This window comes from Actinophytocola oryzae (assembly GCF_004364325.1).
In the GTDB taxonomy this organism is placed as follows: domain Bacteria; phylum Actinomycetota; class Actinomycetes; order Mycobacteriales; family Pseudonocardiaceae; genus Actinophytocola; species Actinophytocola oryzae.
In genome coordinates, this window is sequence record NZ_SOCP01000023.1 from 164,329 (window position 1) to 187,511 (window position 23,183).

Sequence of the window (23,183 nt, forward strand, 5' to 3'; positions counted from 1 at the left end):
ATCGGACCGAGTCAAGTGGCGTAGCCTGAACGGCGTGACGATCGCTCCGGAGGGGCGAAAGCTGCTGCGGCTAGAGGTACGCAACAGCCAGACGCCGATCGAGAAGAAGCCCTCGTGGATCAGGACCCGCGCGAAGATGGGCCCCGAGTACACCGAGCTGAAGGGCCTGGTCAGGCGCGAGGGCCTGCACACGGTGTGCGAGGAGGCGGGCTGTCCCAACATCTACGAGTGCTGGGAGGACCGCGAGGCCACGTTCCTCATCGGCGGCGAGCAGTGCACCCGGCGGTGTGACTTCTGCCAGATAGACACCGGCAAACCGGCCGACCTGGACCGCACGGAGCCCAGGAAGGTCGCCGAGTCGGTCCAGGCGATGGGCCTGCGCTACGCGACGGTCACCGGTGTGGCCCGCGACGACCTGCCCGACGGCGGCGCCTGGCTGTACGCGGAGACCGTCAGGCAGATCCACGCGCTGAACCCCGGCACCGGCGTCGAGCTGCTGATCCCCGACTTCAACGCGGACGAGGCCCAGCTGGCGGAGGTGTTCGAGGCGCGTCCGGAGGTGCTGGCGCACAATCTGGAGACCGTGCCGAGGATTTTCAAGCGAATCCGCCCCGCGTTCCGCTACGAGCGGTCGCTGGAGGTGATCACGCGGGCGAGGGAGTTCGGCCTGGTCACGAAGTCGAACCTGATCCTGGGCATGGGCGAGACCCCGGACGAGGTGACGGCCGCGCTGCGGGACCTGCACGGCGCAGGCTGCGACATCATCACGATCACCCAGTACCTGCGCCCGTCGCTGCGCCACCACCCCGTGGACCGGTGGGTGAAGCCGGAGGAGTTCCTGGAGCACAAGGAGTCGGCCGAGGCGATCGGCTTCGCCGGGGTGATGGCCGGCCCACTGGTGCGGTCGTCGTACCGGGCGGGGAGGCTGTACGCGCAGGCCATGGCCCACCGGGGTGCCGAGGTGCCCGAGTCGCTGGCGCACCTGACCGCTGCCGGACCCGCCCACCAGGAGATCAGCTCCGTCCTAGGTCGTAGGTCATAGGTCAGCTTCAGGGTTGATGTCGGGGGAACCCGGATGTGATTTCCTCGGTCCTAATGCGAGGCTTTCGTTGAAGGAAGCATCCGAGGGGAGCAGATCGTGGCGTTGGTGACCGACGTTCTGGAGTGGTTGCAGGCATTACCGCAACCGGCGCTGGTGGGGGCGACCGGCGCGCTGGTGTTCGCGGAGTGCACGATCGGCCTGGGCTTCATAGCCCCGGGCGAGAGCGGCCTGCTGATCGCCGCGACCACGGTCGACTCGGTGTCGCGCTTCCTGGTTCTGTGGGCAGTGGTGACCGTCTGCGCGGGCGTGGGGGATTCGATCGGGTACGCCATAGGCCGCCGCTTCGGTCCCACGCTGCGTGAGACCAAGCTGATCAAGAAGTACGGCACGGAGGGCTGGGACAAGGCGACCGACATCCTCCGCCGCCGAGGAGCCTGGGCGGTGTTCTTCGCCAGGTTCCTACCGGTCGTCCGCACGTTGACCCCCGCGGCCGCGGGCACGTCGGGCCTGCCGTACCGCAAGTTCCTCCCGGCCGTGGTCGCGGGCGCGGCAGGCTGGTCGGCGATGCACATCGCACTGGGCGCGGCTATGGGTGAGGCCGCGAAGCGCATCGAGGGCATCATCAGCACGGGCGGCGCGGTGGTCCTCGGGGCGGTGGTCGTGGGCCTGATCGTGGCCATCACCATCCGCAAGCGCCGCAAGAAGGCCAGGGCAGCGGCAGCCGTACACGTAATCCCGGTGGAGAAATCCCCACTGATCGACGACACGGACCTCGAACCAGCGAACTGAAGAGGTTCGGTAACCACCCGGCCACGGATAATGGCGGACAGAATCGCCCAAACAAACACCACGTTTGGGTAACATCTTTTCACCAGGCCCAGTGATATCGTCCGTGGTGCACCTATCCTGAGCGTTCCTCCGCTAATTGGCAGCCCCGGGGAAGGCGAGAGGGATGTTCAAGGACTTCATTGCCTGGCTTGATTCCTACATCTCCCGCGAGGAACCCTCCGCCGTCCTGAAGGCCATGGTCGGCCTCATGGCATTTGCCGGTCTACTGGGCACCTTATTTGGCAACCAGGCGATTCGCGCTGGGGCATTTGTCACTGTCATCGTGTTCGCGGCATTGGTGATGCTCTTGCTGCTTGCCGACCGGCGAAGCCTCAGCAAGGCGCATGAAATGCATCGAACTCTGCTGGCACGTTACTGCGACTTCGTCATCGATCACAACTCCGAGCCACTGGTCTCCTTCGAATCCTGGGGACAAAAAGTCTATGTGCACAGAAACGGCGACGTCAGAGAGGTACTGACACTCAGGGCAGTCGCACTCAGAACCCGGGTCTACTTTATTCGACTGAAGGCCGGTAGCAGATGGGACCAGCCGGAAAGATATCGACGCGACGTACGGGTGATCGCACGCAGTCTGACCATCAACGGTGCGACCGGCCCTCGTTGGAACGTGACGAGTTCCTGGGTGTCCACACAGAAGATGAACTCGATCCTGCATCTCCACCACTCGATCAAACGAGGGGAGGAGATCTTTTTTGAAGTGATCCGCATCTGGCCCGCGAAGTGCTTACCCCTGGTCAAAGGCGAGGCAGAGGAGTTCTCCTTCTGCACGACCCGACTTCTCGAAATCCAACATGTCGACTACAGCGTCGTGCTCCCCGAGGGTCTCGACGCCACGTACGAGTTGATCGGTGCCGCCGAGCCCGATGTTCAGCTCTCTGCCGACACAGGATGCGACCACGAGGGCCGACGAGTCTTCACGTGGCGCGCCGACAAGGTGCCCACCCTGACGACAGTGGGCATAAGACTAGAACTGAAGTAGCCCGCAGCACCAACCACGGGCACTTCATAGCGACACGCAGACTACGTGTCTCCGTCTTCCCCGCCCATTGACGCGCGCTCCGTCCTTGATAGAGTGAACAATGAGTGTAAGTAAATGCAGTCTCAGTGCGCGTGTTACGACCACGCACACTGAACATCAGCTGATTGCTTGACGTAGGAACTTTATCTTATAACTCTTCGCAGGGATCACACGGGGGTAACGGAAGATGCCGGGCCGTGTCAGCGGCGGTAATCATCACATTGTGTGCTAATTACTACCAACTGCGACAATTAGCCCTCCAAGAAACTCCGGCAAGCACCATTGGACCGTCGGCACACCAACCACAACAGCGCCGTAGCTATGGCGCAGGGCGCAGCACTCTGTCGACCAAAGCTGCGAACATGCGCCATTCGGCCCGCTCGTCGGCCAGCATGCGTCGCCCCACCTCGGTCAGCTGATAGGTACGCCGGCGGCGGTCAGCAGCCGGATCCCGCCCACAAACAAGAAATCCCGCAAGCTCCAGCCGACGGAGGGCCGGGTACAACGTGCCAGTTGACAGCGTCAAGGCGCCATCACTACGAGAAAGAAGTGCCTCCATGACGGCATGCCCGTGCAAGGGCTCGTCCTCGAGAACCGCCAGGATCATGCCGTCGAGGTGTCCCCACAACACGTCCGGCCTCATATTCCCAGTCTAAGAGCCATATGACGCGCTACGCGCCCAACTCTCCATCGTGTGCGTCTACCCCCATGAGGGAGCCAGGCGCCAGTTGTTCGCACCACTACCACCGCCGCGTAGTAGCCACCAGTGGAATCGCCGAGGCTCTTCTCGTGCGCCAGCCACGCGCTTCCCCCACACTCAGTCCTGATCATGGACAGCATCGCCGCGCGCACCGTCAGGGCCGCCGCCTCAGTCGCGACCGCGGCGGGGCTGGCGTTCGCCGCTCCATCCGCCGACGCGGCCACCACCGGCATCGTCATCGCCACCCAGCCCCAACCGATCGAGGCCCCGCACCGCCACTCGGCGTTCCCCGGGGCCGCACTCCGCCCCGACGGGACGTTGGCGCTGGTCTGGCGCGGCGCCTTCGACCACGTCGACCACCGCGACGGCGCCATCCTGCGTGCCGACTCGTACGACCTCGGCAAGACCTGGACCACCCCACAGGTGATCCTCTCCGGCCAGGACTACCGGGACCCCTACCTCGCCTACCTCGACGGCCACGAGTACCTCACCTACTTCACCGGCAGCTCGACCAACCCGGCCCAGGGCGCCTACGTGTCGAAGGACAGCGCACCCGCGGTACGCGTCGACGGCGGCCTACCCTTCGCGGCGATCTCCGGCCCGGTCGTCAAGCTCCCGGACGGCCGCCTCGGAACCGCCTTCTACGCCCGCAAGCCGGGCGAGACGATCGACACCGCCTGGATGGCCTGGTCGACCGACCAGGGCCAGACCTGGACCTCGAACCGGATCCTCAACGCCATCGGCGCCGGCATCCCCACCCCGGAACCCTGGCTGGTCGTCGACGGCACGAGCATCCACGTGTTCGCCCGGTGGGGTGGCACGCAGATCGCGGTCCGATCGAGCACCGACTCCGGCGCCACCTGGAACACGGCTCGAATTGCCATTACCGGGTGTAACGGTCGTCCCTCGTCCGTGATCACCCGAACGGGAACGATCGTGATGGTGTGCCGGGACACTCGCGGCGGGTCGCGGGGCGGCGCCCAGGTCGCCTACAGCCTCGACCACACCGGCACCTGGGCCTGGGGTCCGACCCTGATGGCGGCCGAGGCGGGCACGGACGTCGGCATGTCGTACGCCGCACCGGTCGAGACGCCGGACGGGGCTGTCGCGGTGCCGTTCGGGATGGAGCGCGCCGACGGCAGCTCCAGCCTGTGGTTCACCAACCTCGCCGAGACCTCGACACGCCTGTGAACGACCTGGTGGGCGCGACAGGATTCGAACCTGCGACCGCTCGGGTGTAAGCCGAGTGCTCTTCCGCTGAGCTACACGCCCCCGCCGGAGGTCAGAGGCCGGCGATCGCCTTCTTCCAGGACTCCTGGTCGCGGGCCTCGCCGGGCTGGTTGACCTCGGCGAACCGAACGGTACCGGTCGTGTCGATCAGGAAGGTGCCCCGGTTCGCCATACCCGCCTTCTCGTTGAAGACGCCGTACTGCTGCGCGACGGCACCATGCGGCCAGAAGTCGGACAGGAGCGGGAACTGGTACCCCTCCTGCTCCGCCCACACCTTCAGGCTGAACGGCGTGTCGACCGACACACCCAGCACGCGCACGTTGCCGAACGCCGAGAAGTCATCACGGAGCTGACAGAGTTCACCCGTACAGATACCGCTGAACGCGAACGGGTAGAAGACCAGCAGAACCGGCTTCTCCGAGTAGACGGACGACAACGAGACCAGCTGGTTGTTGTAGTCCTTCAGGGTGAACTCCGGCGCTTTGGCCCCGACCTCGACCACGACGACCTCCTCAGACGGCGACGACCGACGACGCGGCACCCGCGTGCGGGTACCCGTCGAGGGACAGCCTAACGAAGGTCAGCGCTTGGTCTTCGCGGACTTCGGGGAGACGAGTTTCGTCGCCGCCCAGTCGTCACCGACACCGGCGCTCGACGTCTGAGCGAGCCCGGCGGTCGGCACGGCCTCCGCGATCTCGCTCGGCTCGACGTGTCCGTCACGTCCGGTCTTGGGGGTGAGGACCCAGATCACACCGTTCTCCGCCAGTGGACCCATGGCGTCCATGAGGGCGTCGACCAGGTCACCGTCGTCCTCGCGCCACCACAGCAGCACGACGTCGACGACCTCGTCAGCGTCCTCTTCCAGCAGATCACTGCCGATCCGCTCCTCGATATCGGCGCGAACGCCGTCATCGACGTCCTCGTCCCATCCGAGCTCCTGGACGACCATCCCCGGCTCGATCCCGAGCCTATCGGCGACGCCGGCCTTACCGGTGTCTCCCGCGGCGACCACGGTTTCCACTCCTCCTCAGCTCCGTCGTGGCTACCACCACGAATTCGGTATTGGGACAGCGAACACTGACCTTGCCCACCGGCGCAACCACCCACGCCGGGTTTGCCCTGGACGGACCATCACAAAGAGACACGTACTGGCCGGTAACGATGACCCGGACGGTGGTTCGGACGACGATGGCAGAGTTAGCACCATGAGCGCAGGCACTGGAGACCCCTTGGCTACGCAGAACAGCGAAAACAGCAAGAACCATCCCGAGCGGGTAAGGGTCATCCGCGACGGTCACGCCGCACATCTGCCGGACATCGATCCGGAGGAGACCTCGGAGTGGCTCGAGTCCTTCGACTCGATGCTCTCCGCGGGTGGCCAGCAGCGTGCGCGCTATCTGATGTTGAGGCTGCTCGAGCGTGCACGAGAGAAGCGGGTCGGCGTTCCGTCGCTGACCAGCACGGACTACGTCAACACCATCCCCACCGAGAGCGAACCGTGGTTCCCCGGTGACGAAGAGGTGGAACGCCGCTACCGTGCGTGGATCCGCTGGAACGCGGCGATGACCGTGCACCGCGCCCAGCGCCCCGGTGTCGGCGTCGGCGGCCACATCTCGACCTACGCGTCCTCCGCGACGCTCTACGAGGTCGGCTTCAACTGGTTCTTCCGGGGCAAGGACCACCCGGGCGGCGGCGACCAGGTCTTCTTCCAGGGCCACGCCTCCCCCGGCATGTACGCGCGCGCGTTCCTCGAGGGCCGCCTGTCCGCGGACCAGCTCGACGGCTTCCGCCAGGAGTACTCGCACGGCGGCCCCGGCCAGGGCCTGCCGTCCTACCCACACCCCCGGCTGATGCCGGACTTCTGGGAGTACCCGACCGTGTCGATGGGCCTCGGCCCGATGAACGCCATCTACCAGGCCCGGTTCAACCGCTACCTGCACGCGCGCGGCATCAAGGACACCTCCGACCAGCGAGTATGGGCGTTCCTCGGCGACGGCGAGATGGACGAGCCGGAGTCACGCGGCCTCATCCACGTGGCCGCGAACGACAACCTCGACAACCTGACGTTCGTCATCAACTGCAACCTGCAGCGCCTGGACGGCCCGGTGCGCGGCAACGGCAAGATCATCCAGGAGCTGGAGTCCTACTTCCGGGGCGCCGGCTGGAACGTCATCAAGGTCATCTGGGGCCGCGAGTGGGACTCGCTGCTGCACGCCGACCGCGACGGCGCCCTGGTCAACCTGATGAACACCACGCCGGACGGCGACTACCAGACGTACAAGGCCAACGACGGCGCGTTCGTGCGCGAGCACTTCTTCGGGCGGGACCCCCGCACCAAGGAGCTGGTCACGCCGATGACCGACCCGGAGATCTGGAACCTCAAGCGCGGTGGCCACGACTACCGCAAGGTCTACGCCGCGTACCAGGCGGCCGTCGAGCACCACGGCCAGCCGACCGTGATCCTCGCGAAGACGATCAAGGGCTACGGCCTCGGACCGCACTTCGCGGGCCGCAACGCCACCCACCAGATGAAGAAGATGACCCTGGAGGACCTCAAGCTCTTCCGGGACTCGCTGCGCATCCCGGTGGCGGACGACGAGCTGGAGAAGGACCCGTACCTGCCGCCGTACTACCACCCCGGCAACGACGCGCCGGAGATCAAGTACCTGCTGGAACGGCGCCGCCAGCTCGGCGGCCACGTGCCGGAGCGGCGCGCCAAGGCCAAGACGCTCGTCCTGCCGGGCGACAAGGTGTACGAGGCCGTGCGTCGGGGGTCCGGCAAGCAGGAGGTCGCCACGACGATGGCGTTCGTCCGGCTCGTCCGCGACCTCGCGAAGGACCCGGAGATCGGCCCGAGGCTCGTGCCGATCATCCCGGACGAGGCACGCACGTTCGGCATGGACTCGATGTTCCCGACGCAGAAGATCTACAACCCGCACGGACAGATGTACACGTCCGTGGACGCGTCGCTGATGCTGTCCTACAAGGAGAGCGAGCAGGGCCAGATCCTGCACGAGGGCATCAACGAGGCCGGGTCGACGGCGTCGTTCACCGCCGCGGGGACGTCGTACGCCACGCACGGCGAGCCGATGATCCCGATCTACATCTTCTACTCGATGTTCGGCTTCCAGCGCACCGGCGACGGCCTGTGGGCGGCGGCCGACCAGATGGCCCGCGGGTTCATCCTGGGTGCCACGGCAGGCAGGACCACGCTGACGGGCGAGGGCCTGCAGCACAACGACGGCCACTCCCACCTGCTGGCGGCGACGAACCCGGCCGTGATCGCCTACGACCCGGCGTGGTCGTTCGAGATCGCCCACATCGTGCGGGACGGCCTGCGCCGGATGTACGGCGAGCAGACGGAGGACATCTACTACTACCTCACGATCTACAACGAGCCGTACGTCCAGGCACCGGAGCCCGAGGGGCTGGACGTCGAGGGCCTGCTGCGCGGTCTGTACCGGTACAAGCGCGCCGAGGAGGCCGAGGGCCCGAAGGCGAACATCCTGGTGTCGGGCGTCGCGATGCCGTGGGCGCTGGCGGCGCAGCAGAAGCTGTACGACGAGTGGGGCGTGCTGGCCGACGTGTGGTCCGCGACGTCCTGGGGCGAGCTGAGGCGGGACGCGGTCGAGACCGAGCGGCACAACTTCCTGCACCCGGAGGCCGAGCCGCGCAAGCCGTACGTGACGACGGCGTTGGAGGGTGCCGAGGGCCCGGTCGTGGCCGTGTCGGACTGGATGCGCGCCGTGCCGGACCTCGTGCGCGCGTGGGTCCCGACGGAGATGCTCACGCTCGGCACGGACGGCTTCGGCTTCTCCGACACCCGGCCCGCCGCCCGGCGGCACTTCCTGGTGGACGCGGAGTCGATCGTCGTCGGCGTGCTCGCGGCCCTGGCGAGGACCGGTGACCTCGACCAGTCGAAGGTCGTGGAGGCGGCGAGGAGGTACCGCATCGACGACATCACGGCGGCGGGCCCCCAGACCTCGGACCCGGGCGTGGCGTAACTCAGCGCAACATGGTTGACCTGCACTGACGAATCCGTAACACGATAGGGGTACACGGCTGGCACCCTTTCCCCGCACCCTCCATAGTGGAATCACCGGTGGGGACCGGGGAGAGCCCCCGCCCGGCCTCGGCTGGGCGGGGGTGTTCGGTGCCTGGGGCACCTTCCCTCCTGCCGAGGCCTCAGTGTCGGCCGGGGGGCCGAGCCCCCCGAACCCCCCACGGTGCGGATCGTTGCTGACCCAGCTTGGTGACGTTTTTCGGGCCGTTGGCCCGTTTGTGTCTTGCGCGCTTTGTGCGCTTGTCGCGGGCTTCTTTGTGGTTCTTTCTGCCACGCCCGCCTTCCCTGCTCGCTCTCCTGCTCCTCCCTCGTTGCCCCGCCCTCGTTGCCCTCCTCAATCCCCCCTGCGCCCTCCTTCCTCCCGCCCGCCTCCTCACTGCGCTCCCCCGCACCACACCTCCTCCTCGTAGCCCTTCCCAACTCCTTCCCCTCCCTCCCTGCTCCCTCCCCTCCAGCCCTCCCTTCCTCGCTGTCTTGCTCGTCGGGGCGGGCTATACAGTCGGGGCATGGTTGAGGTGTCGCAGGGGACTCTTGCGGCGCTTGATCGTGCTTCCGGGAAGTTGGCTTCCGCTGCGCTTGCCTCCATGGAGCGGCAATTTGCCTGGTTTGGGCGGATGCCCGCTGACCAGCGAGCCTCCGTGCAGCTCATCGCGCAGACCGGTGCGGCCGGGTTCACCTCCTACCTCCGCGACCAACGCGAAGCCATCCAGCTCACCGCCGAGGCCTTTCGCCAAGCCCCTCGGGATCTCTCGCGGTGGATCTCGCTTCGGCAGACTGTCGAGTTGGTCCGGGTCGCCCTTCACGTCATCGAACAAGAGGTTCCGCTTCTCGCCGCCAACGAGGACGAGCGGCGTGTGCTCACCGAGGCCGTCCTGCGTTACGGGCGTGAGGTGGCGTTCACCTCCGCCATGTCCTACGCCTCCGCCGCCGAGACCCGCGGCGCCTGGGACGCCCGCCTCGAGGCCTCCGTCGTCGACGCCATCGTTCGGGGGGACGCCGAGGAGTCCCTGCTCAGCCGGGCCGCCGCCCTCGGATGGGACCTCGACGAGCCTGCCACCGTCCTCGTCGGGAACTCGCCATCCGACGACCCCCCTACCGTCCTCTACGAGGTGCGCAGCCGCGCGGCCCGTGCCAACCGGCCCGTTCTTCTCGGCGTACAGGGCTCCCGGCTGGTCATCGTGCTCGCCGGGGAGACCGACGAGCCCCGCGTGCTCGCCAAGATGGCCTCCTCCTTCGGTGACGGGCCCGTTGTCGCCGGGCCGACCGTCGCCAACATCGCCGACGCGCATCGCAGTTCCGCCGAGGCGCTTTCCGGGCTTCGGGCCGTTGTCGCCTGGCCCGCGGCACCCCGGCCCGTGCGGTCCACCGACCTCCTACCCGAGCGGGCGCTGGCCGGGGACCCCGAGGCCGAGTGGCAGCTCATCGACCAGATCGCCCGGCCGCTCGAGAAGGCCGGCGGCGCCCTGCTCGAGACCGTCGAGACCTACCTCGAGGCGGGCGGGGTGCTCGAGACCTGCGCCCGGCTGCTGTTCGTGCACCCGAACACCGTCCGGTACCGGCTGCGCAAGGCCACCGAACTGACCGGGCACAACGCGAACCTTCCCCGGGACGCGCTCGTGCTGCGGATCGCGCTGGCAGTGGGACGTCTGTCACGTTCGCGTGGCTTGTGGTAGCCAGCGAACGACGGAAATCCCTCTGTACCGTTCATGCGGCGGCAACCTTTGGAGGTTTCCTACAAATCGCTGCGCTCGACTTGGTGACTATCGATATCACCGTGGACAACCCTCACCGTGTTCCCTTGAGTACGTGCTCGCGTTACTCGCCCCCGGTCAGGGCTCACAGACTCCCGGCATGCTCGGCCCGTGGCTCGAACTGGAGGGCACCCGCTCCCGGGTGACCACCTGGTCCGAGCTCACCGGCCTGGACCTGCTCGAGCTCGGCACGGTCGCGGACGCCGACGCCATCAAGGACACGGCCGTCACCCAGCCGCTCGTCGTCGCCGCCGCCCTGCTCGCCTACGAGGTGCTGGCGAGCCAGGAGCAGCTGCCCGACGACCTGGTGGTCGCCGGGCACTCCGTCGGTGAGCTGGCCGCCGCCGCCATCGCCGGGGTTCTCAGCGCCGACGACGCCGTCATGCTCGCCGCGGTCCGTGGCCGGGAGATGGCCGCGGCCTGCGAGCTCGCGCCCACCGGGATGGCCGCCGTCATGGGTGGCGAGCCCGACGAGGTCGTCGCCTGGCTCGACAAGAACGACCTCACCGCCGCCAACATGAACGGCGCCGGCCAGATCGTCGCCGCCGGGCCGGCCTACGGGATCGAGGCCGTGGTCGCCGAGAAGCCGGACTTCGTCAAGAAGGTCATCCAGCTCAAGGTCGCGGGCGCGTTCCACACCCACTACATGGCCCCCGCCCAGGACAAGCTCCGCGAGAGGGCCAGGGACGTCACCGTCTCCGACCCGACCCGCACGCTCCTGTCCAACGCCGACGGCCGGCCGGTCACCAGCGGCGCCGAGATGCTCGAACGACTGGTCAACCAGGTCACCCTGTCGGTCCGCTGGGACCTCTGCCAGGCGACCATGACCAGCCTCGGCGTGACCGCCACCGTCGAGCTGCCGCCGGCCGGCGCGCTCACCGGCCTTGCCAAACGCGAGCTGAAGGTTCCCACCGTGGCACTGAAGACACCCGCCGACCTCGCGAAGATCGCGGGGGTGCCGGCATGACGACGCTGCGCATCGCACAGAGCGTGCCAGGGACCCGGATCCTCGGCATCGGCAGTGCCCAGCCGGAACGCGTCGTCACCAACGACGACCTGTCCGAGTACATCGACACCAACGACGCGTGGATCCGGGAGCGGGTCGGCATCGTCGAGCGGCGGTTCGCGGGCGAGAAGGACACCGTGGTCAGCATGGCCGTGGAGGCGGGCTCGAAGGCCATCGCGGCGGCCGGGCTCGCGCCGACGGACCTCGACACGGTGATCGTCGCGAACTGCACCGCCACGGCACCCATCCCGAACGCGGCCGCGCAGGTCGCCGACATCATCGGGATCAAGGCGGCGGGCGGGTTCGACCTCAACGCCGCGTGCGCGGGCTTCTGCTACGGCCTCGGCGTGGGCTCCGACCTGGTGCGCGCGGGCTCGTCGCGGCGGGCGCTGGTGATCGGCGCCGAGAAGCTCTCCGACATCGTCGACCCCCACGACCGGTCGACCGCGATCATCTTCGCCGACGCGGCGGGTGCCGCGGTCGTCGGTCCGTCCGACGAGCCGGGCATCGGCCCGGTGGTCTGGGGCACCGCGGGCGACCTCGTCGACATGATCACCATGACCGAGCGCACGTTCATCACGCAGGAGGGCCAGTCGGTCTTCCGCTGGGCCACCACGAAGATCGCGCCGATCGCGCTCAGGGCGCTCGAGGCGGCCGGGCTGCGGCCCGAGGACGTCGACGTGCTGATCCCGCACCAGGCCAACCTGCGGATCGTCGAGGCGATCGCGAAGAAGCTCCGCAAGGAGGGTGCGCGGGAGGACATGGTCGTCGCCGACGACATCGTGTACTCCGGCAACACCTCGTCCGCGTCCATCCCGATGGCGATGGACCACATGCGGGCCGCCGGCCGGATCCACTCCGGCGACGTGGCACTGCTCGTCGGGTTCGGCGCCGGCCTGTCCTACGCGGGCCAGGTCGTCATCTGCCCGTAGGTCCAGTACTTCCCGGACCACCCGGTCCGGGCGACAAAGGAGAGAAACGAACCCATGGCTGAAAAGTTCACCGACGAGGAGATCCTGGCCGGTCTCGCGGAGATCGTCGAAGAGGTCGCGGGCGTCGAGGCCGACGAGGTCACCGCCGAGAAGTCCTTCGTGGACGACCTGGACATCGACTCCCTGTCGATGGTGGAGATCGCCGTGCAGGCCGAGGACCGCTTCGAGGTCAAGATCCCGGACGCGGAGCTCGCGAACCTCAAGACGGTCGGCGACGCGATGTCGTACGTCTCCAAGCACGCCTGACGTAACAGCACAACCCGGAAAAGGATCACGGAGACGCCATGAGCACGGTCGAAGTCGTCGTCACCGGCATGGGAGCGACCACTCCGCTCGGCGGTGACGTCGCGTCCACCTGGGACGGACTCATCGCCGGCCGCAACGGCATCGCCAGGAACGACACCGAATGGGCGAAGAAGTACGACCTGCCGGCACGACTGCACGCCCCGCTGGCCGTCGACCCGTCCGAGGTCCTGCCCCGGGTGCAGCTGCGCAGGATGGACCGCTGTGAGCAGGTCGGGCTCATCGCGGCCCGGCAGGCGTGGGCGGACGCCGGATTCGAGACCCCGACGGACGAGAACGAACCGGTCGACCCGGAGCGCCTCGCCGTCGTGCTCGGCACCGGCATCGGCGGGCCCGTCACGCTGCTCGACCAGGACGACCTGCTCGAGCAGTACGGCCTGCGGAAGGTGTCGCCACTGACGGTGCCGATGCTCATGCCCAACGGTCCTGCCGCGCACGTCAGCATCGAGTTGCGGGCACGGGCCGGGGTTCACTCCCCGGCGTCGGCCTGCGCGACGGGTGCCGAGGCACTGGCGCAGGCGTACCAGATGATCCAGAACGGCCGGGCCGACGTCGTCGTGGCCGGCGGCGCGGACGCGTGCATCCACGCGATCACGGTCGCCGGCTTCGCCCAGTCGCGCACGCTGTCGCTGCGCAACGACGAGCCGGAGCGCGCCTCCCGCCCGTTCGACGTCGACCGCGACGGCTTCATCCTCGGCGAGGGTGCCGGCGTGCTGGTCCTCGAGTCGGCCGAGTACGCGCGTGCCCGGGGGGCGCGGGTGTACGGCAAGCTCGCGGGCACCGGCATCACCTCCGACGCCTACCACATCACGGGCAACCACCCGGAGGGCATCGGCCAGATCCGGGCCATGCGCCAGGCCATCGAGCAGGCGGGGCTCACCGCGACCGACATCGGCCACGTCAACGCCCACGCGACGTCGACCGTGGTCGGCGACATCGGCGAGGCGGTCGCCATCCGCAAGGCGGTCGGTGACCACGTCGTCCTGACCGCCCCCAAGAGCGCCTTCGGCCACCTGGTCGGCGGCGCCGGGGCGGTGGAGAGCATCGCGACCCTGCTGTCGATCTACCACGGGGTCGTGCCGGCCACGAGGAACCTGGAGAACCAGGACCCGAGGGTGGAGCTCGACGTCGTGTCGGGCGAGCCCCGCAAGGTGGAGCTGACCGCGGCGATGAACGACTCGTTCGGGTTCGGCGGGCACAACGTGGCCCTGGTGTTCACGGCAGCCTGATCTGTCTCGCGGCGGCGCCGTCGACCTGGCTACGACCGGTCGGCGGCGCCGTCGTGCTGCCCGCGCCTCATTGGCCAGGGCACTGGTCGTGCTGTGGGGAGGCGCTCGTCGAGCCGGCTGCCAGCCGCCACTCGTCCTTCTGCTTGGCGAAGGCCCACACGACGTACCACTGGATGCACGTCGCAGGCAGTTCCAGGGGTGCGTCGGCCAGGTCCTGCGTGCTGGTGAACTGCAGGAGGACGCTCGCCGTGCCGCCACCGCCCGCTTCTATGCGGTGGATGACGATGCTGCCGTCACGGGTCGTGCGGTAGTCGCGCTGCCAGTCGGCCTCGTCCTGGTCATGCTGACGTGTCGTCGTCACCGTCTGGGTCCACGCAGCGTAGTCCTTGGCGTTGATCGCGTCGAAGTAACGCTGCAGCAGGGGCTGCAGGGTCGTGTACAGCGGGTGTGTGGTCGCGTCCGTCGTGCCCTGGACCTCCGTGGGGCCCGGTTGCTCTCCCGGCTGGACCGAGGGCTGGGACGGCTCGATCGCGACCGGGGGCGCCGGGGTCTGGTCGGCGTACAGACTGCGGGCGACCAGCGCGCCGAGCGCCGTCGCGATCACCGTGATCAGCAGCACCGGCAGCAGCCACAACTGCCTAGGGGAGGTCACGTCTACAGGATGGCAGGCTCAGCCCACACGGTGCAGCCAGGTCACGGGGGCGCCGTCGCCCGCGCGGCGGTAGGGCTCGAGGGCCGCGTCCCAGGACGCGCCGAGCACCTCGTCGACGCGGTGCGCGAAGGACTCGTTCGAACGGGCGGCCGTCGCCATGGCTCTCAACTGGTCCTCGCCGACGACGATGTCGCCGTTGGCGCTCGTGCGGGCACGCCAGAGGCCCAGGGTGGGGGCGAAGCAGAACCGCTCCCCGTCGACACCGGGGCTGGGTTCCTCGGTGACCTCGAAGCGCAGCATGGGCCAGGCCTTGAGGGCCGCCACGAGCTTCGCACCCGTGCCGGGATCGCCGGTCCACCCGCACTCGGCGCGCAGTTGGCCGGCTGCCTCGGGCTGCGCGGTCCACTGGAGGCTCGCACGCACACCGAGGGTGCCCGAAATAGCCCACTCGACGTGCGGACATACCGCAGACGGCGACGAGTGGACGTACACAACGCCACGAGTGCTCACTGCTGACCTCCGCTGCTCGACGAGGATTCGTCTTCCCCTACGCCCTCGTCAACGGCCGGTCTTCAGACACACACGCGGGTCCATTGTGCCCTGTGTACGGGTAGTTACGCCACACTATCGAGCCCCGGCTACCGTTGTTCCGTCGGGCCGGTGGCCCGCCTTGCGTTCTGTCAGGGGGTGCGCGGTGCGGGTGGTACGCGTCGGGGGCGAGACCTCCGCTGTCGGGGCCGACGTTCGGGCCGCCCTCGCGTCGTGGGGTCGCGGTGACGGCCTCGTGGGTGGCGTCGCCCTCGTCGGAGTCCGTCCGCAGGGCTGTGACCAGGCGGTTGACGCCGTGGTGGTGCTCCCGCGCGGGGTGCTGGTGATCGTCGGTGTCGATCTTCCCGACCCCGCCGTGCGGCTCGACGCGCCGCTTGCCGGCCAGTGGAAGACCGACGGCTGGCCGCTCGTGGGGCCGGACGGGGCGGTCAACCCGGCCACCGACGCGGTCAAAACCGTCACGGCTGTACGCAGGTCGCTCGAGGAGGCCAGGGTCGAGCCGATGCCCGTCGGCACGGTCGTCGCGGTCGGGCCGTACGTCTCACAGGTCCACCAGCCGACCTCGGACCTCAACCGCGGCGTGCGCATCCTGCACCCCGAACCCAGGAACCTGCTGACCGTCGCCCGCGAGCTGGCCACCTACGGACGGCCGTGCACGGTCGCCCAGGCCAGGGGGATCCTCGCGGCGCTCGACCCCGACTACGCCGCCGAGGCCGATCTGGCGGGCGAGGGCTTCACGGACGCGGCAGCCCCTTCGGTGTCGGCCGACAGCACCACGCTCATCCCCCGCGTCCCGTCGCCCCAGCCCTCGGCGGCTCCGGCGAAGAAGAGCGGGCTCCGCTGGTTACCCACGGGCGCGGCCGTGCTCGTCGCGTTGCTGTTGCTCACGGGCATCGTCTACGCGGTCGCGTCATCCGGCGCCTCGGACGACGAGGCGCGCAACACCACCTCGACACGCGCCGAGTCGAGCGGGGTGAAGGTCGACGGGTTCACGTTCGAGCCGAGGGGCGCGGTGTCCGACACCGACTGCGCGGCACACGCCTACGGCGACGTGCAGGTGTGGCTGGAGCGCAACCGCTGCTCCGAGCTGGTCCGGGGCCGTTACGAGTCCACATCGGACGGCAAGCGGGCCGCGATCCTGGTCGCCGTGCTGCGGTTCCCGGAGACCGTGCTGGCAGGCGAGCTGAACACGGTCGCGGAGCAGCCGGGCAGCGGCGCCATCGCCGACGCGTCGACGGAGGGCACGCCGTGGCCCGGCAAGTCGAAGCCGTTCTTCGAGTCGGCGGCGTTCGCGAGCGGACGTGAGGGCAACAGCCTCCGCCTCGTGCAGGCGGTGTGGATCGGCGCACCGTCCACACCGGACGACCCGACGCTCGGCAGGCTCGCGGCGAGCGCGCTGGAGATCCCCGCGCCCGCCTAGTGCCGCGTCCAGGCGAGGAGGGCACGTTTCTCCGCGGCCCAGGCGGCCGCTGGCGGCGTTGCCGGAAAGCCCGAGTACAACCCGGTACGAGCGGCTTCCCGGCGCCTTGCCAGCGACCACCTGGATCCACGGATAAACGACCCTCCCCACCTGGACACGGCACTAGCGGCCGGCCTCCGCCACCAGGTCCGGCGCGTAGCCGAACATGGCCGGGGCGCCGCCGGTGTGCACGAACACGACCACCTCGTCCTTCTTCACGCCCGCGATCAGCGCTGCCGCCGCCTTGCCCGTGTACACGGGGTCGAGCACGATGCCCTCGGTGCGGGCGAACAGTCGCAGCGCCGACCAGACCTTGTCCGTCGGCAGGCCGTAACCCTCGCCGAGCGCGCTGTCGTCCACCTCGAGGTGGTCCAGCTCGGGCGGCTCGATGTCCAGCTCCCGCACCGCCAGTCCGACGGCCTGCTCGATCTTCTCCCTGGTGCCGGTGGCGTCGCGGGACACGCTGACCGCGGTGACGCGGGTTTCGGTGCCGAGCACGAGACCGGCCACCGTGCCGCCGGACCCTGCCGCGCAGACGATGCGGTCGACCTTCAGCTCACCGAGCTGGTCGCTCAGCTCCCGCGCGGCGGCGACGTAGCCGAGGACGCCCAGGCCGCTGGACCCGCCGACGGGCAGGGTGACCGACGTCGCGGTCGCCAGCGCGCCGGCGGTGTAGGTGGCCTCCGCGTCGGTGTCGCACATGTGCAGGCGGGCGCCGAACATCCGGTCCAGCGCGACGTTGCCCGACCGGTCGTAGGCGAAGCCGGACCTCGGCACGGAACGGGTCAGCACCAGCTCGCACCGCAGGCCGAGGCGGGCGCACGCGGCCGCGGTGAGGCGGCCGTGGTTGGTCTGGACACCACCGAAGGTGATGATCGTGTCCGCACCGGCCGCCAGCGCGGCGGCGAGGGTGAACTCGAGCTTGCGTACTTTGTTGCCACCGAGGCCGAGTCCGCCGATGTCGTCGCGCTTGACCAGCACTGTCGCACCGAGAACGGCGGACAGACGGGGGCACGGGTCCAGCGGGGTGGGCCAGGAGCCGAGGGGGATGCGGGGAAACGCCGACAGGTCCACACGCCAAGTCTGGCGCTGCGCGGTGCGGGCCGCCACCCGCGCTATCCTCACCATCGTTCGGATCAATCCAATTCGGAGGACCCCTGTGGCGCAGCGAACGATTCTCGAGCTGGTCGACGACCTGGACGGTGGGAAGGCCGACGAGACCGTGGTTTTCGCCCTCGACGGGGTCGAGTACGAGATCGACCTGTCCGACGACAACGCCGCCCGCCTCCGTGACGCGTTCGCCGAGTACGTCGGGCACGCGCGCCGCACGGGTGGCCGCAAGCAGCGCAGCAGCGGTGTGGTCAAGGCGGTCGCGGGCAACGGCAAACCGGACACACAGGCCGTCCGCGAGTGGGCCCGCAGCCAGGGTGAGACGGTCGCCGAGCGTGGCCGTGTGCCGCAGGCACTGGTGATCCGCTTCCAGGAGGCGCACTCGAACTGACCTCGGTCAGGCCGCCGCGGGCAGCTTCCTCGCCGACGGCGCCGCCCACTTCCCGAGCCGCCGCGTCGCGAGCACGGGGTGTGGCACGAGTGGTCCGAGATGCGGTTCTCGCATGACCGTCCGAACGGTTTTCTGCAACACCCTCAACGTTTCCGCCAGCGTGCGCATGGCCGCGGTGCTCACCGGCGCCGGATAGGCGCCGCGGCCGTAGAGCTTCACCGCCCAGCCGGGCAGCAGCGAGTACGCGAGGTGCCCCACCGTCCGTTCGTACAGCGGCAGGCCAAGCGCCAGCCTGCCCGCGACGGGCGGGCGGTGGAGGAAGTCGTAGATCACGTCGGTGTCCTCGGTGCGGCGAAGGGTCGGCCGCATCTCCCGCAGGTAGTCCCGCATCGCGGCGACCGAGCCCGGTACCTCCGACGGGTCGAGGCCCACCAGCGCGGCCGACGCGCGCTGCTCGTCGAGGTACTGGTCGGCGTGCGCGGCGGTGAGGGGGAAACCGGCCCTGCGCACGACGGTCAGGAACGAAGACACCTCCGCGCAGTGCACCCACAACAGCAGTTCCGGCTCGTCGATGCGGAAGGTCCTGCCATCGTGGGTGGCACGCAGCGTCCGGTGCACGGCACGCACCTTCGCCGCCTCGCGCTCGACGGCGGCACGCGGACAGTACGTCGAGACGCCGACGAAGTTGGCCGTGCGTACGAGCCTGCCCAGCGGGTCGGCGCGGAAGTCGGAGTTCTGCACGATCCCCGCGACCGCCCTGGGGTGCAGTGCCTGCAGGTAGAGGCTGCGGATGCCCGCCAGCCACATGGCAGGCTCCGCGTGGAGCTGCCAGCTCACCGATCCGGGGCCGAACAGACCGGCGTCGTCGGGGGACACGTCCGCCATGGCTCCATTGAACCCCAGATTGACAGCGATTCGGACGGATCGTTAGCGTCGCGCCCATGACCGTGCGGTACATCGGCCCCGTCGAGCTCGGGAAAGCGTTGGGCGTCAGCCAGTTCGCGGTGCCCAGGTGGCTCGCCCGCTTCCCGGGTGGCTCTGGTCACCCCTTCCCGGAACCGGACATCGAGATCGATGGCACGCCGGGCTGGCGGCCGAACCGGCTCGCCGAGGTCAAGGAGTGGCGGGAGCGGCTGCACGCCACCGCGGGTAGCCGACCGACCGCGACCAGGCAGGAGTACCTCCTCGTGGCCGCGGGACACGGGTTCGACCGGGACGAGGCCCTGCGGACGCTGGACACGTTCGGCGAGGAGTTCCCCGAGATGACCGAGCCCGAGGTCTGCGCGTGGATGATCAAGAAGTGGACTGACTAGAGGGCCTTCAGCTCCTCGGTGATCTCCGAAACCGACGACTTGGCGTCCCCGAACAGCATCGACGTCCTGGGGTTGTAGTACAGCTCGTTGTCCACGCCCGCGAAGCCCGGCCGCATCGAGCGCTTGAGCACGATGATCGACTTGCTCTCGTCCACGTCGAGGATCGGCATGCCGTAGATCGGCGAAGTCGGATCCGTGCGGGCGGCGGGGTTCGTCACGTCGTTGGCACCGATCACCAGCGTGACGTCGGTGCGGGCGAACTCGCCGTTGATCAGCTCCATCTCCTTGAGGCGGTCGTAGGGCACGTCCGCCTCGGCCAGCAGCACGTTCATGTGGCCGGGCATCCGGCCCGCGACCGGGTGGATGGCGTAGTACACGGACACGCCCTTGTCCTCCAGCAGGGAGCTGAGCTGGCGGACCTGGTGCTGGGCCTGGGCGACGGCGAGCCCGTAGCCCGGCACGATGATCACCTGGCGGGCGAAGGCCATCTGGATCGCCGCGTCACCCGCGGAGGTCTGGCGGACCGAGCGGTCACCCGCGTCGACCGCGCCCGCCACCGCACCGCCGCCGAACCCACCGGCCACGATCGCCGGGATGGACCGGTTCATGGCCTTGGCCATGAGGTTCGTCAGGATCGAGCCGGACGCGCCGACGATCATGCCCGCCACGATCAGTGCCGTGTTGGCCAGTGCCAGCCCCATCGCGGCGGCGGACAGCCCGGTCGCGGCGTTGAGCAGTGAGATCACGACCGGCATGTCGGCGCCGCCGATCGGGAGCACCACCAGCAGGCCGAGCACGGACGAGGTCACCAGCAGGCCGACCATCAGCCACTCGGACCGCGCACCCACCACAATGGACACTCCGCACGCCACGGCGAGCAGCAGTACCAACAGGTTCAGCGGCTGCTGCAACCTGCCGACCGTGACGGGCCTACTGGACAGGATCTCCTGCAACTTGCCGAACGCGACGGTCGAGCCCCAGAAGGACAGCGACCCGATGATCGCCGCGAACAGCGACGCCACCGCGACGTAGGCCGGCTCGTCGAAGAACCCCGAGCTGCTGCGGAACTCCACCCACGCGATCAACGCGATCGCGCCGCCGCCCACGCCGTTGAACAACGCCACCATCTGCGGCATCGCGGTCATCTTCACGCGCCGCGCGGCGGGCACGCCGATCACGGTGCCGATCGCGACACCGAGCAGGATGAGCCACCAGTTGCCGAGACCGGGCGTCAGCAGCGTCGCGATCACCGCGACCGCCATGCCGGCAGCCGCGATCATGTTGCCGCGCACCGCGGTCCTCGGCCCGGTCAAGCCCATGAGCCCGTAGATGAACAACGCGAACGCGACGATGTAGAGGCACTGGATGAACGTCGTGCTCACGACCACCCCTCGCAGGCTCGCTGTCGCCGCTCGCGGTCGCCCTGTGTCTGACGGTTCGCTACGCAAGCTCCACTCACAACGACCCCTCGCAGGCTCGGTACCGCCGCTCGCGGTCGCCCTGTGTCTGACGGTTCGCCACGCAAGCTCCGCTCACGACTTGTCCCGGTCCTTGAACATGCCGAGCATGCGGTCGGTGACCAGGAACCCGCCCACGACGTTGATCGTGCCGAACGCGATCGCCACCACGAGCAGGATCTTGTTCAGCACTCCCTCGGCGCCCAGCCCCAGCACGATGAACCCGCCGAGCACGACGATCCCGTGGATCGCGTTCGTGCCGGACATCAGTGGCGTGTGGAGCGTGTTGGGCACCTTGGAGATCACGGCGAAGCCGACGAAGCCCGCCAGCACCAGGATCGCCAGGTTCTGTACCAACATGACCTACCCCCTTGTAGGACAGCGCTTTCTAGAGCAGAGGCGGGACCATCGCCTCGATCAGGTGTGGGCCGGGCTCGGCGAGGGCCTTGGCGAACTGGTCGGCCAGCTCCTCGGCCGTCGTGGCCCGCGACGCCGGGACGCCCATGCCCCGGGACATCGACACGAAGTCGAGGTCCGGTCCCGACAGGTCCAGCAGCTGCTGCGCCTTCGGGCCCGCCGCCTCGGCGCCCACCCTGGACAGCTCCATCCGCAGGATGGCGTAGGCCCGGTTGTTGAGCAGCACGGTCGTCACGTCGAGACCCTCGCGGGCCATGGTCCACAGTGCCGACGCCGTGTACATCGCGCTGCCGTCGGCCTGCAGGCACACCACAGGCCGGTCGGGGGCGGCGACCGCGGCGCCGACGGCCACCGGCAGGCCCTGGCCGATCGCGCCGCCGGTCAGGGTCAGCACGTCGTGGCGCGGCGCGCCTGCCGTGGACATCGGGACCATGAGACCGGACGTGTTGGCCTCGTCGGAGATGATCGCGCCCTCCGGGAGCAGCGCGCCGATGACGTCGGTCCAGTTCTGCGGGGTCAGCGCACCCGAGGGCACCGAGGGTCGGGACGCCTCCTGCAGCACCGGCGCCGCGTCCGCCGCGACCAGGTCGGCGAGGTGCTCGAGTGCGGTGGTCCCGTCCTCGCCTAGCACCGACAGGACGTGCACCTGGCAGCCGTCCGGCACCAGCTCGGAGGCCTTGCCGGGGTAGGCGAAGAACGACACCGGCGACTTGGCGCCGACCAGGACCAGGTGCCGGACGTCGGTGAGCTGCCACTGCACCTGCTCGGCGAGGTAGCCGAGGCGCTCGACTCCTGGCAGGCCCGCACCGCGCTCGATGCGCGCGGGGAACGTCTCGGCGAACAGCTTGACGCCGGTCGCGGCGGCGATCCGGCTCGCGGCACGCAGCCCCTGCTCGCGGGTGGTGCCGTGGCCGAGCAGCAGCACGGTCGGCTCGCCACCCCGGATCACCCCGGCGATCTCCGCGACCCGGTCGTCCTCGACGGGCTGCGCCGCTACGGGCTCGACCGGGTCGGCCGCCACACCGCCCTCGGACCACGAGACGTCGGCGGGCAGCACCAGGTTCGCGAGCTGGCCGGGAGGCTGCATGGCCGCGGCGATGGCGGCCGCCGCGTCGGCACCGACCTCCGCCGCGGCCTTCGTGGTGCGTGCCCAGCCGCCGAGCCAGCCGGTGAGCGCGTCGATGTCGGACTCGAGCGGCGCGTCGAAGCCCTTGTGATAGCGGGCGTGGTCACCGATCACGTTGACGATCGGGGTGCGTGCGCGGCGCGCGTTGTGCAGGTTCGCGAGGCCGTTGGCCATGCCGGGGCCCAGGTGCAGCAGCGTCGCCGCGGGACGGCCCGCCATGCGGCCGTAGCCGTCCGCCGCGCCGGTGACCGTGCCCTCGAACAACGACAGCACCGCCCGCATCTCGGGCACGGCGTCGAGCGCGGCCACGAAGTGCATCTCGGAGGTGCCGGGGTTCGCGAAGCAGACGTCGACACCGCCGCCGACGAGGGTCCGCAGGAGCGCCTGGGCGCCGTTCATGTTGTTCTCCCTGTTCGATTGCCTCGCTCCGCCCGGCGGTTCGCGAGCCCCTTCCCGGCGTCTGGTCTCCCTGCGCTGCTCGGCGTGTGTCCCTCCGCTGCTCGCCCAGTCCGGCCCGCACCGGTCC

General features: G+C 69.1%; 23 protein-coding genes and 1 tRNA gene. 13 read left to right on the plus strand and 11 right to left on the minus strand.

Going from position 1 to position 23,183, the window contains the following annotated elements:
- The first annotated feature begins 34 nt into the window (after positions 1-34).
- The 3 genes from lipA (at position 35) to CLV71_RS41270 (ending at position 2,870) form a co-directional block, all read left to right on the plus strand.
- Entirely contained in the window at positions 35-1,042 is a 1,008-nt protein-coding gene (lipA, locus tag CLV71_RS41260; RefSeq protein WP_133908390.1) for a lipoyl synthase, read from the plus strand.
- A 96-nt stretch (positions 1,043-1,138) separates the two neighbouring features.
- Positions 1,139-1,831: a DedA family protein gene (locus CLV71_RS41265; protein ID WP_208297989.1), complete on the plus strand. Its 693-nt coding sequence runs from the start codon at positions 1,139-1,141 to the stop codon at positions 1,829-1,831.
- 163 nt (positions 1,832-1,994) lie between these two features.
- Positions 1,995-2,870, plus strand: a complete 876-nt coding sequence (locus tag CLV71_RS41270; protein WP_133908391.1) for a hypothetical protein — start codon at positions 1,995-1,997, stop codon at positions 2,868-2,870.
- A gap of 358 nt (positions 2,871-3,228) precedes the next feature.
- Here CLV71_RS41270 and CLV71_RS41275 read toward each other — a convergent pair whose 3' ends face one another.
- On the minus strand, positions 3,229-3,552 hold the full coding sequence (locus tag CLV71_RS41275; RefSeq protein ID WP_133908392.1) for a PadR family transcriptional regulator: 324 nt from the start codon (positions 3,550-3,552) through the stop codon (positions 3,229-3,231).
- Between the two features lie 186 nt (positions 3,553-3,738).
- On the opposite strand from CLV71_RS41275, the gene CLV71_RS41280 reads away from it, so the two are divergent.
- Positions 3,739-4,800, plus strand: coding sequence for a sialidase family protein (locus CLV71_RS41280; protein WP_133908393.1), 1,062 nt, complete (start codon positions 3,739-3,741; stop codon positions 4,798-4,800).
- Between the two features lie 6 nt (positions 4,801-4,806).
- On the opposite strand, the gene CLV71_RS41285 is transcribed toward CLV71_RS41280, so the two are convergent.
- The 3 genes from CLV71_RS41285 to CLV71_RS41295 all read right to left on the minus strand — a co-directional run bounded on the left by CLV71_RS41285 (position 4,807) and on the right by CLV71_RS41295 (position 5,851).
- Positions 4,807-4,881: transfer RNA gene (locus CLV71_RS41285), tRNA-Val, on the minus strand.
- A 10-nt stretch (positions 4,882-4,891) separates the two neighbouring features.
- Positions 4,892-5,341, minus strand: a complete 450-nt coding sequence (locus CLV71_RS41290) for a peroxiredoxin (protein ID WP_166664470.1) — start codon at positions 5,339-5,341, stop codon at positions 4,892-4,894.
- 78 nt (positions 5,342-5,419) lie between these two features.
- Positions 5,420-5,851, minus strand: coding sequence for a DUF3052 domain-containing protein (locus CLV71_RS41295; RefSeq protein ID WP_133908435.1), 432 nt, complete (start codon positions 5,849-5,851; stop codon positions 5,420-5,422).
- A 217-nt stretch (positions 5,852-6,068) separates the two neighbouring features.
- Between CLV71_RS41295 and aceE the strand changes: the two genes are divergently transcribed.
- The 6 genes from aceE to CLV71_RS41325 all read left to right on the plus strand — a co-directional run bounded on the left by aceE (position 6,069) and on the right by CLV71_RS41325 (position 14,183).
- The gene (gene aceE / locus CLV71_RS41300) at positions 6,069-8,843 is read left to right on the plus strand and encodes a pyruvate dehydrogenase (acetyl-transferring), homodimeric type (RefSeq protein WP_424923952.1); all 2,775 of its coding nucleotides are present in this window, start codon (positions 6,069-6,071) and stop codon (positions 8,841-8,843) included.
- Between the two features lie 565 nt (positions 8,844-9,408).
- Positions 9,409-10,575 (plus strand): PucR family transcriptional regulator, encoded by a 1,167-nt coding sequence (locus CLV71_RS41305; protein ID WP_133908396.1) that lies wholly within the window; start codon positions 9,409-9,411, stop codon positions 10,573-10,575.
- Between the two features lie 133 nt (positions 10,576-10,708).
- A complete protein-coding gene (locus CLV71_RS41310) occupies positions 10,709-11,620 on the plus strand; it encodes an ACP S-malonyltransferase (RefSeq protein WP_133908397.1) in 912 nt (303 codons plus the stop codon).
- Positions 11,617-12,591, plus strand: coding sequence for a beta-ketoacyl-ACP synthase III (locus tag CLV71_RS41315; protein WP_133908398.1), 975 nt, complete (start codon positions 11,617-11,619; stop codon positions 12,589-12,591). The genes CLV71_RS41310 and CLV71_RS41315 overlap by 4 nt, the downstream gene beginning before the upstream one ends.
- 54 nt (positions 12,592-12,645) lie before the next feature.
- On the plus strand, positions 12,646-12,897 hold the full coding sequence (locus CLV71_RS41320; RefSeq protein WP_133908399.1) for an acyl carrier protein: 252 nt from the start codon (positions 12,646-12,648) through the stop codon (positions 12,895-12,897).
- A 38-nt stretch (positions 12,898-12,935) separates the two neighbouring features.
- A complete protein-coding gene (locus tag CLV71_RS41325) occupies positions 12,936-14,183 on the plus strand; it encodes a beta-ketoacyl-[acyl-carrier-protein] synthase family protein (RefSeq protein ID WP_133908400.1) in 1,248 nt (415 codons plus the stop codon).
- Positions 14,184-14,250: 67 nt separating this feature from the next.
- On the opposite strand, the gene CLV71_RS41330 is transcribed toward CLV71_RS41325, so the two are convergent.
- Positions 14,251-14,835, minus strand: coding sequence for a Cif family virulence factor (locus CLV71_RS41330; RefSeq protein ID WP_133908401.1), 585 nt, complete (start codon positions 14,833-14,835; stop codon positions 14,251-14,253).
- An 18-nt stretch (positions 14,836-14,853) separates the two neighbouring features.
- On the minus strand, positions 14,854-15,345 hold the full coding sequence (locus tag CLV71_RS41335; protein WP_133908402.1) for a DUF3145 domain-containing protein: 492 nt from the start codon (positions 15,343-15,345) through the stop codon (positions 14,854-14,856).
- 184 nt (positions 15,346-15,529) lie between these two features.
- Here CLV71_RS41335 and CLV71_RS41340 point away from each other — a divergent pair, with 184 nt between their 5' ends.
- Positions 15,530-16,804, plus strand: coding sequence for a hypothetical protein (locus tag CLV71_RS41340; protein ID WP_133908403.1), 1,275 nt, complete (start codon positions 15,530-15,532; stop codon positions 16,802-16,804).
- A 162-nt stretch (positions 16,805-16,966) separates the two neighbouring features.
- Here CLV71_RS41340 and CLV71_RS41345 read toward each other — a convergent pair whose 3' ends face one another.
- The gene (locus CLV71_RS41345; RefSeq protein WP_243867293.1) at positions 16,967-17,953 is read right to left on the minus strand and encodes a pyridoxal-phosphate dependent enzyme; all 987 of its coding nucleotides are present in this window, start codon (positions 17,951-17,953) and stop codon (positions 16,967-16,969) included.
- A gap of 49 nt (positions 17,954-18,002) precedes the next feature.
- Between CLV71_RS41345 and CLV71_RS41350 the strand changes: the two genes are divergently transcribed.
- Positions 18,003-18,344, plus strand: coding sequence for a histone-like nucleoid-structuring protein Lsr2 (locus tag CLV71_RS41350; RefSeq protein WP_133908405.1), 342 nt, complete (start codon positions 18,003-18,005; stop codon positions 18,342-18,344).
- Positions 18,345-18,350: 6 nt separating this feature from the next.
- Here the strand turns inward: CLV71_RS41350 and CLV71_RS41355 are convergent, their stop codons facing one another.
- On the minus strand, positions 18,351-19,229 hold the full coding sequence (locus CLV71_RS41355) for an oxygenase MpaB family protein (protein ID WP_133908406.1): 879 nt from the start codon (positions 19,227-19,229) through the stop codon (positions 18,351-18,353).
- Positions 19,230-19,285: 56 nt separating this feature from the next.
- On the opposite strand from CLV71_RS41355, the gene CLV71_RS41360 reads away from it, so the two are divergent.
- Positions 19,286-19,657 carry a hypothetical protein gene (locus CLV71_RS41360; protein WP_133908407.1) on the plus strand — a complete coding sequence of 124 codons (372 nt, stop codon included), beginning with the start codon at positions 19,286-19,288 and terminating at the stop codon, positions 19,655-19,657.
- Here CLV71_RS41360 and CLV71_RS41365 read toward each other — a convergent pair.
- The 3 genes from CLV71_RS41365 to CLV71_RS41375 form a co-directional block, all read right to left on the minus strand.
- A complete protein-coding gene (locus CLV71_RS41365; protein WP_279588797.1) occupies positions 19,654-21,039 on the minus strand; it encodes an NAD(P)(+) transhydrogenase (Re/Si-specific) subunit beta in 1,386 nt (461 codons plus the stop codon). The genes CLV71_RS41360 and CLV71_RS41365 overlap by 4 nt on opposite strands.
- Before the next feature lie 150 nt (positions 21,040-21,189).
- Positions 21,190-21,474: an NAD(P) transhydrogenase subunit alpha part 2 gene (locus tag CLV71_RS41370; protein ID WP_133908408.1), complete on the minus strand. Its 285-nt coding sequence runs from the start codon at positions 21,472-21,474 to the stop codon at positions 21,190-21,192.
- 28 nt (positions 21,475-21,502) lie between these two features.
- Positions 21,503-23,056, minus strand: a complete 1,554-nt coding sequence (locus CLV71_RS41375; protein WP_133908409.1) for an acetolactate synthase large subunit — start codon at positions 23,054-23,056, stop codon at positions 21,503-21,505.
- Positions 23,057-23,183 lie beyond the last annotated feature (127 nt).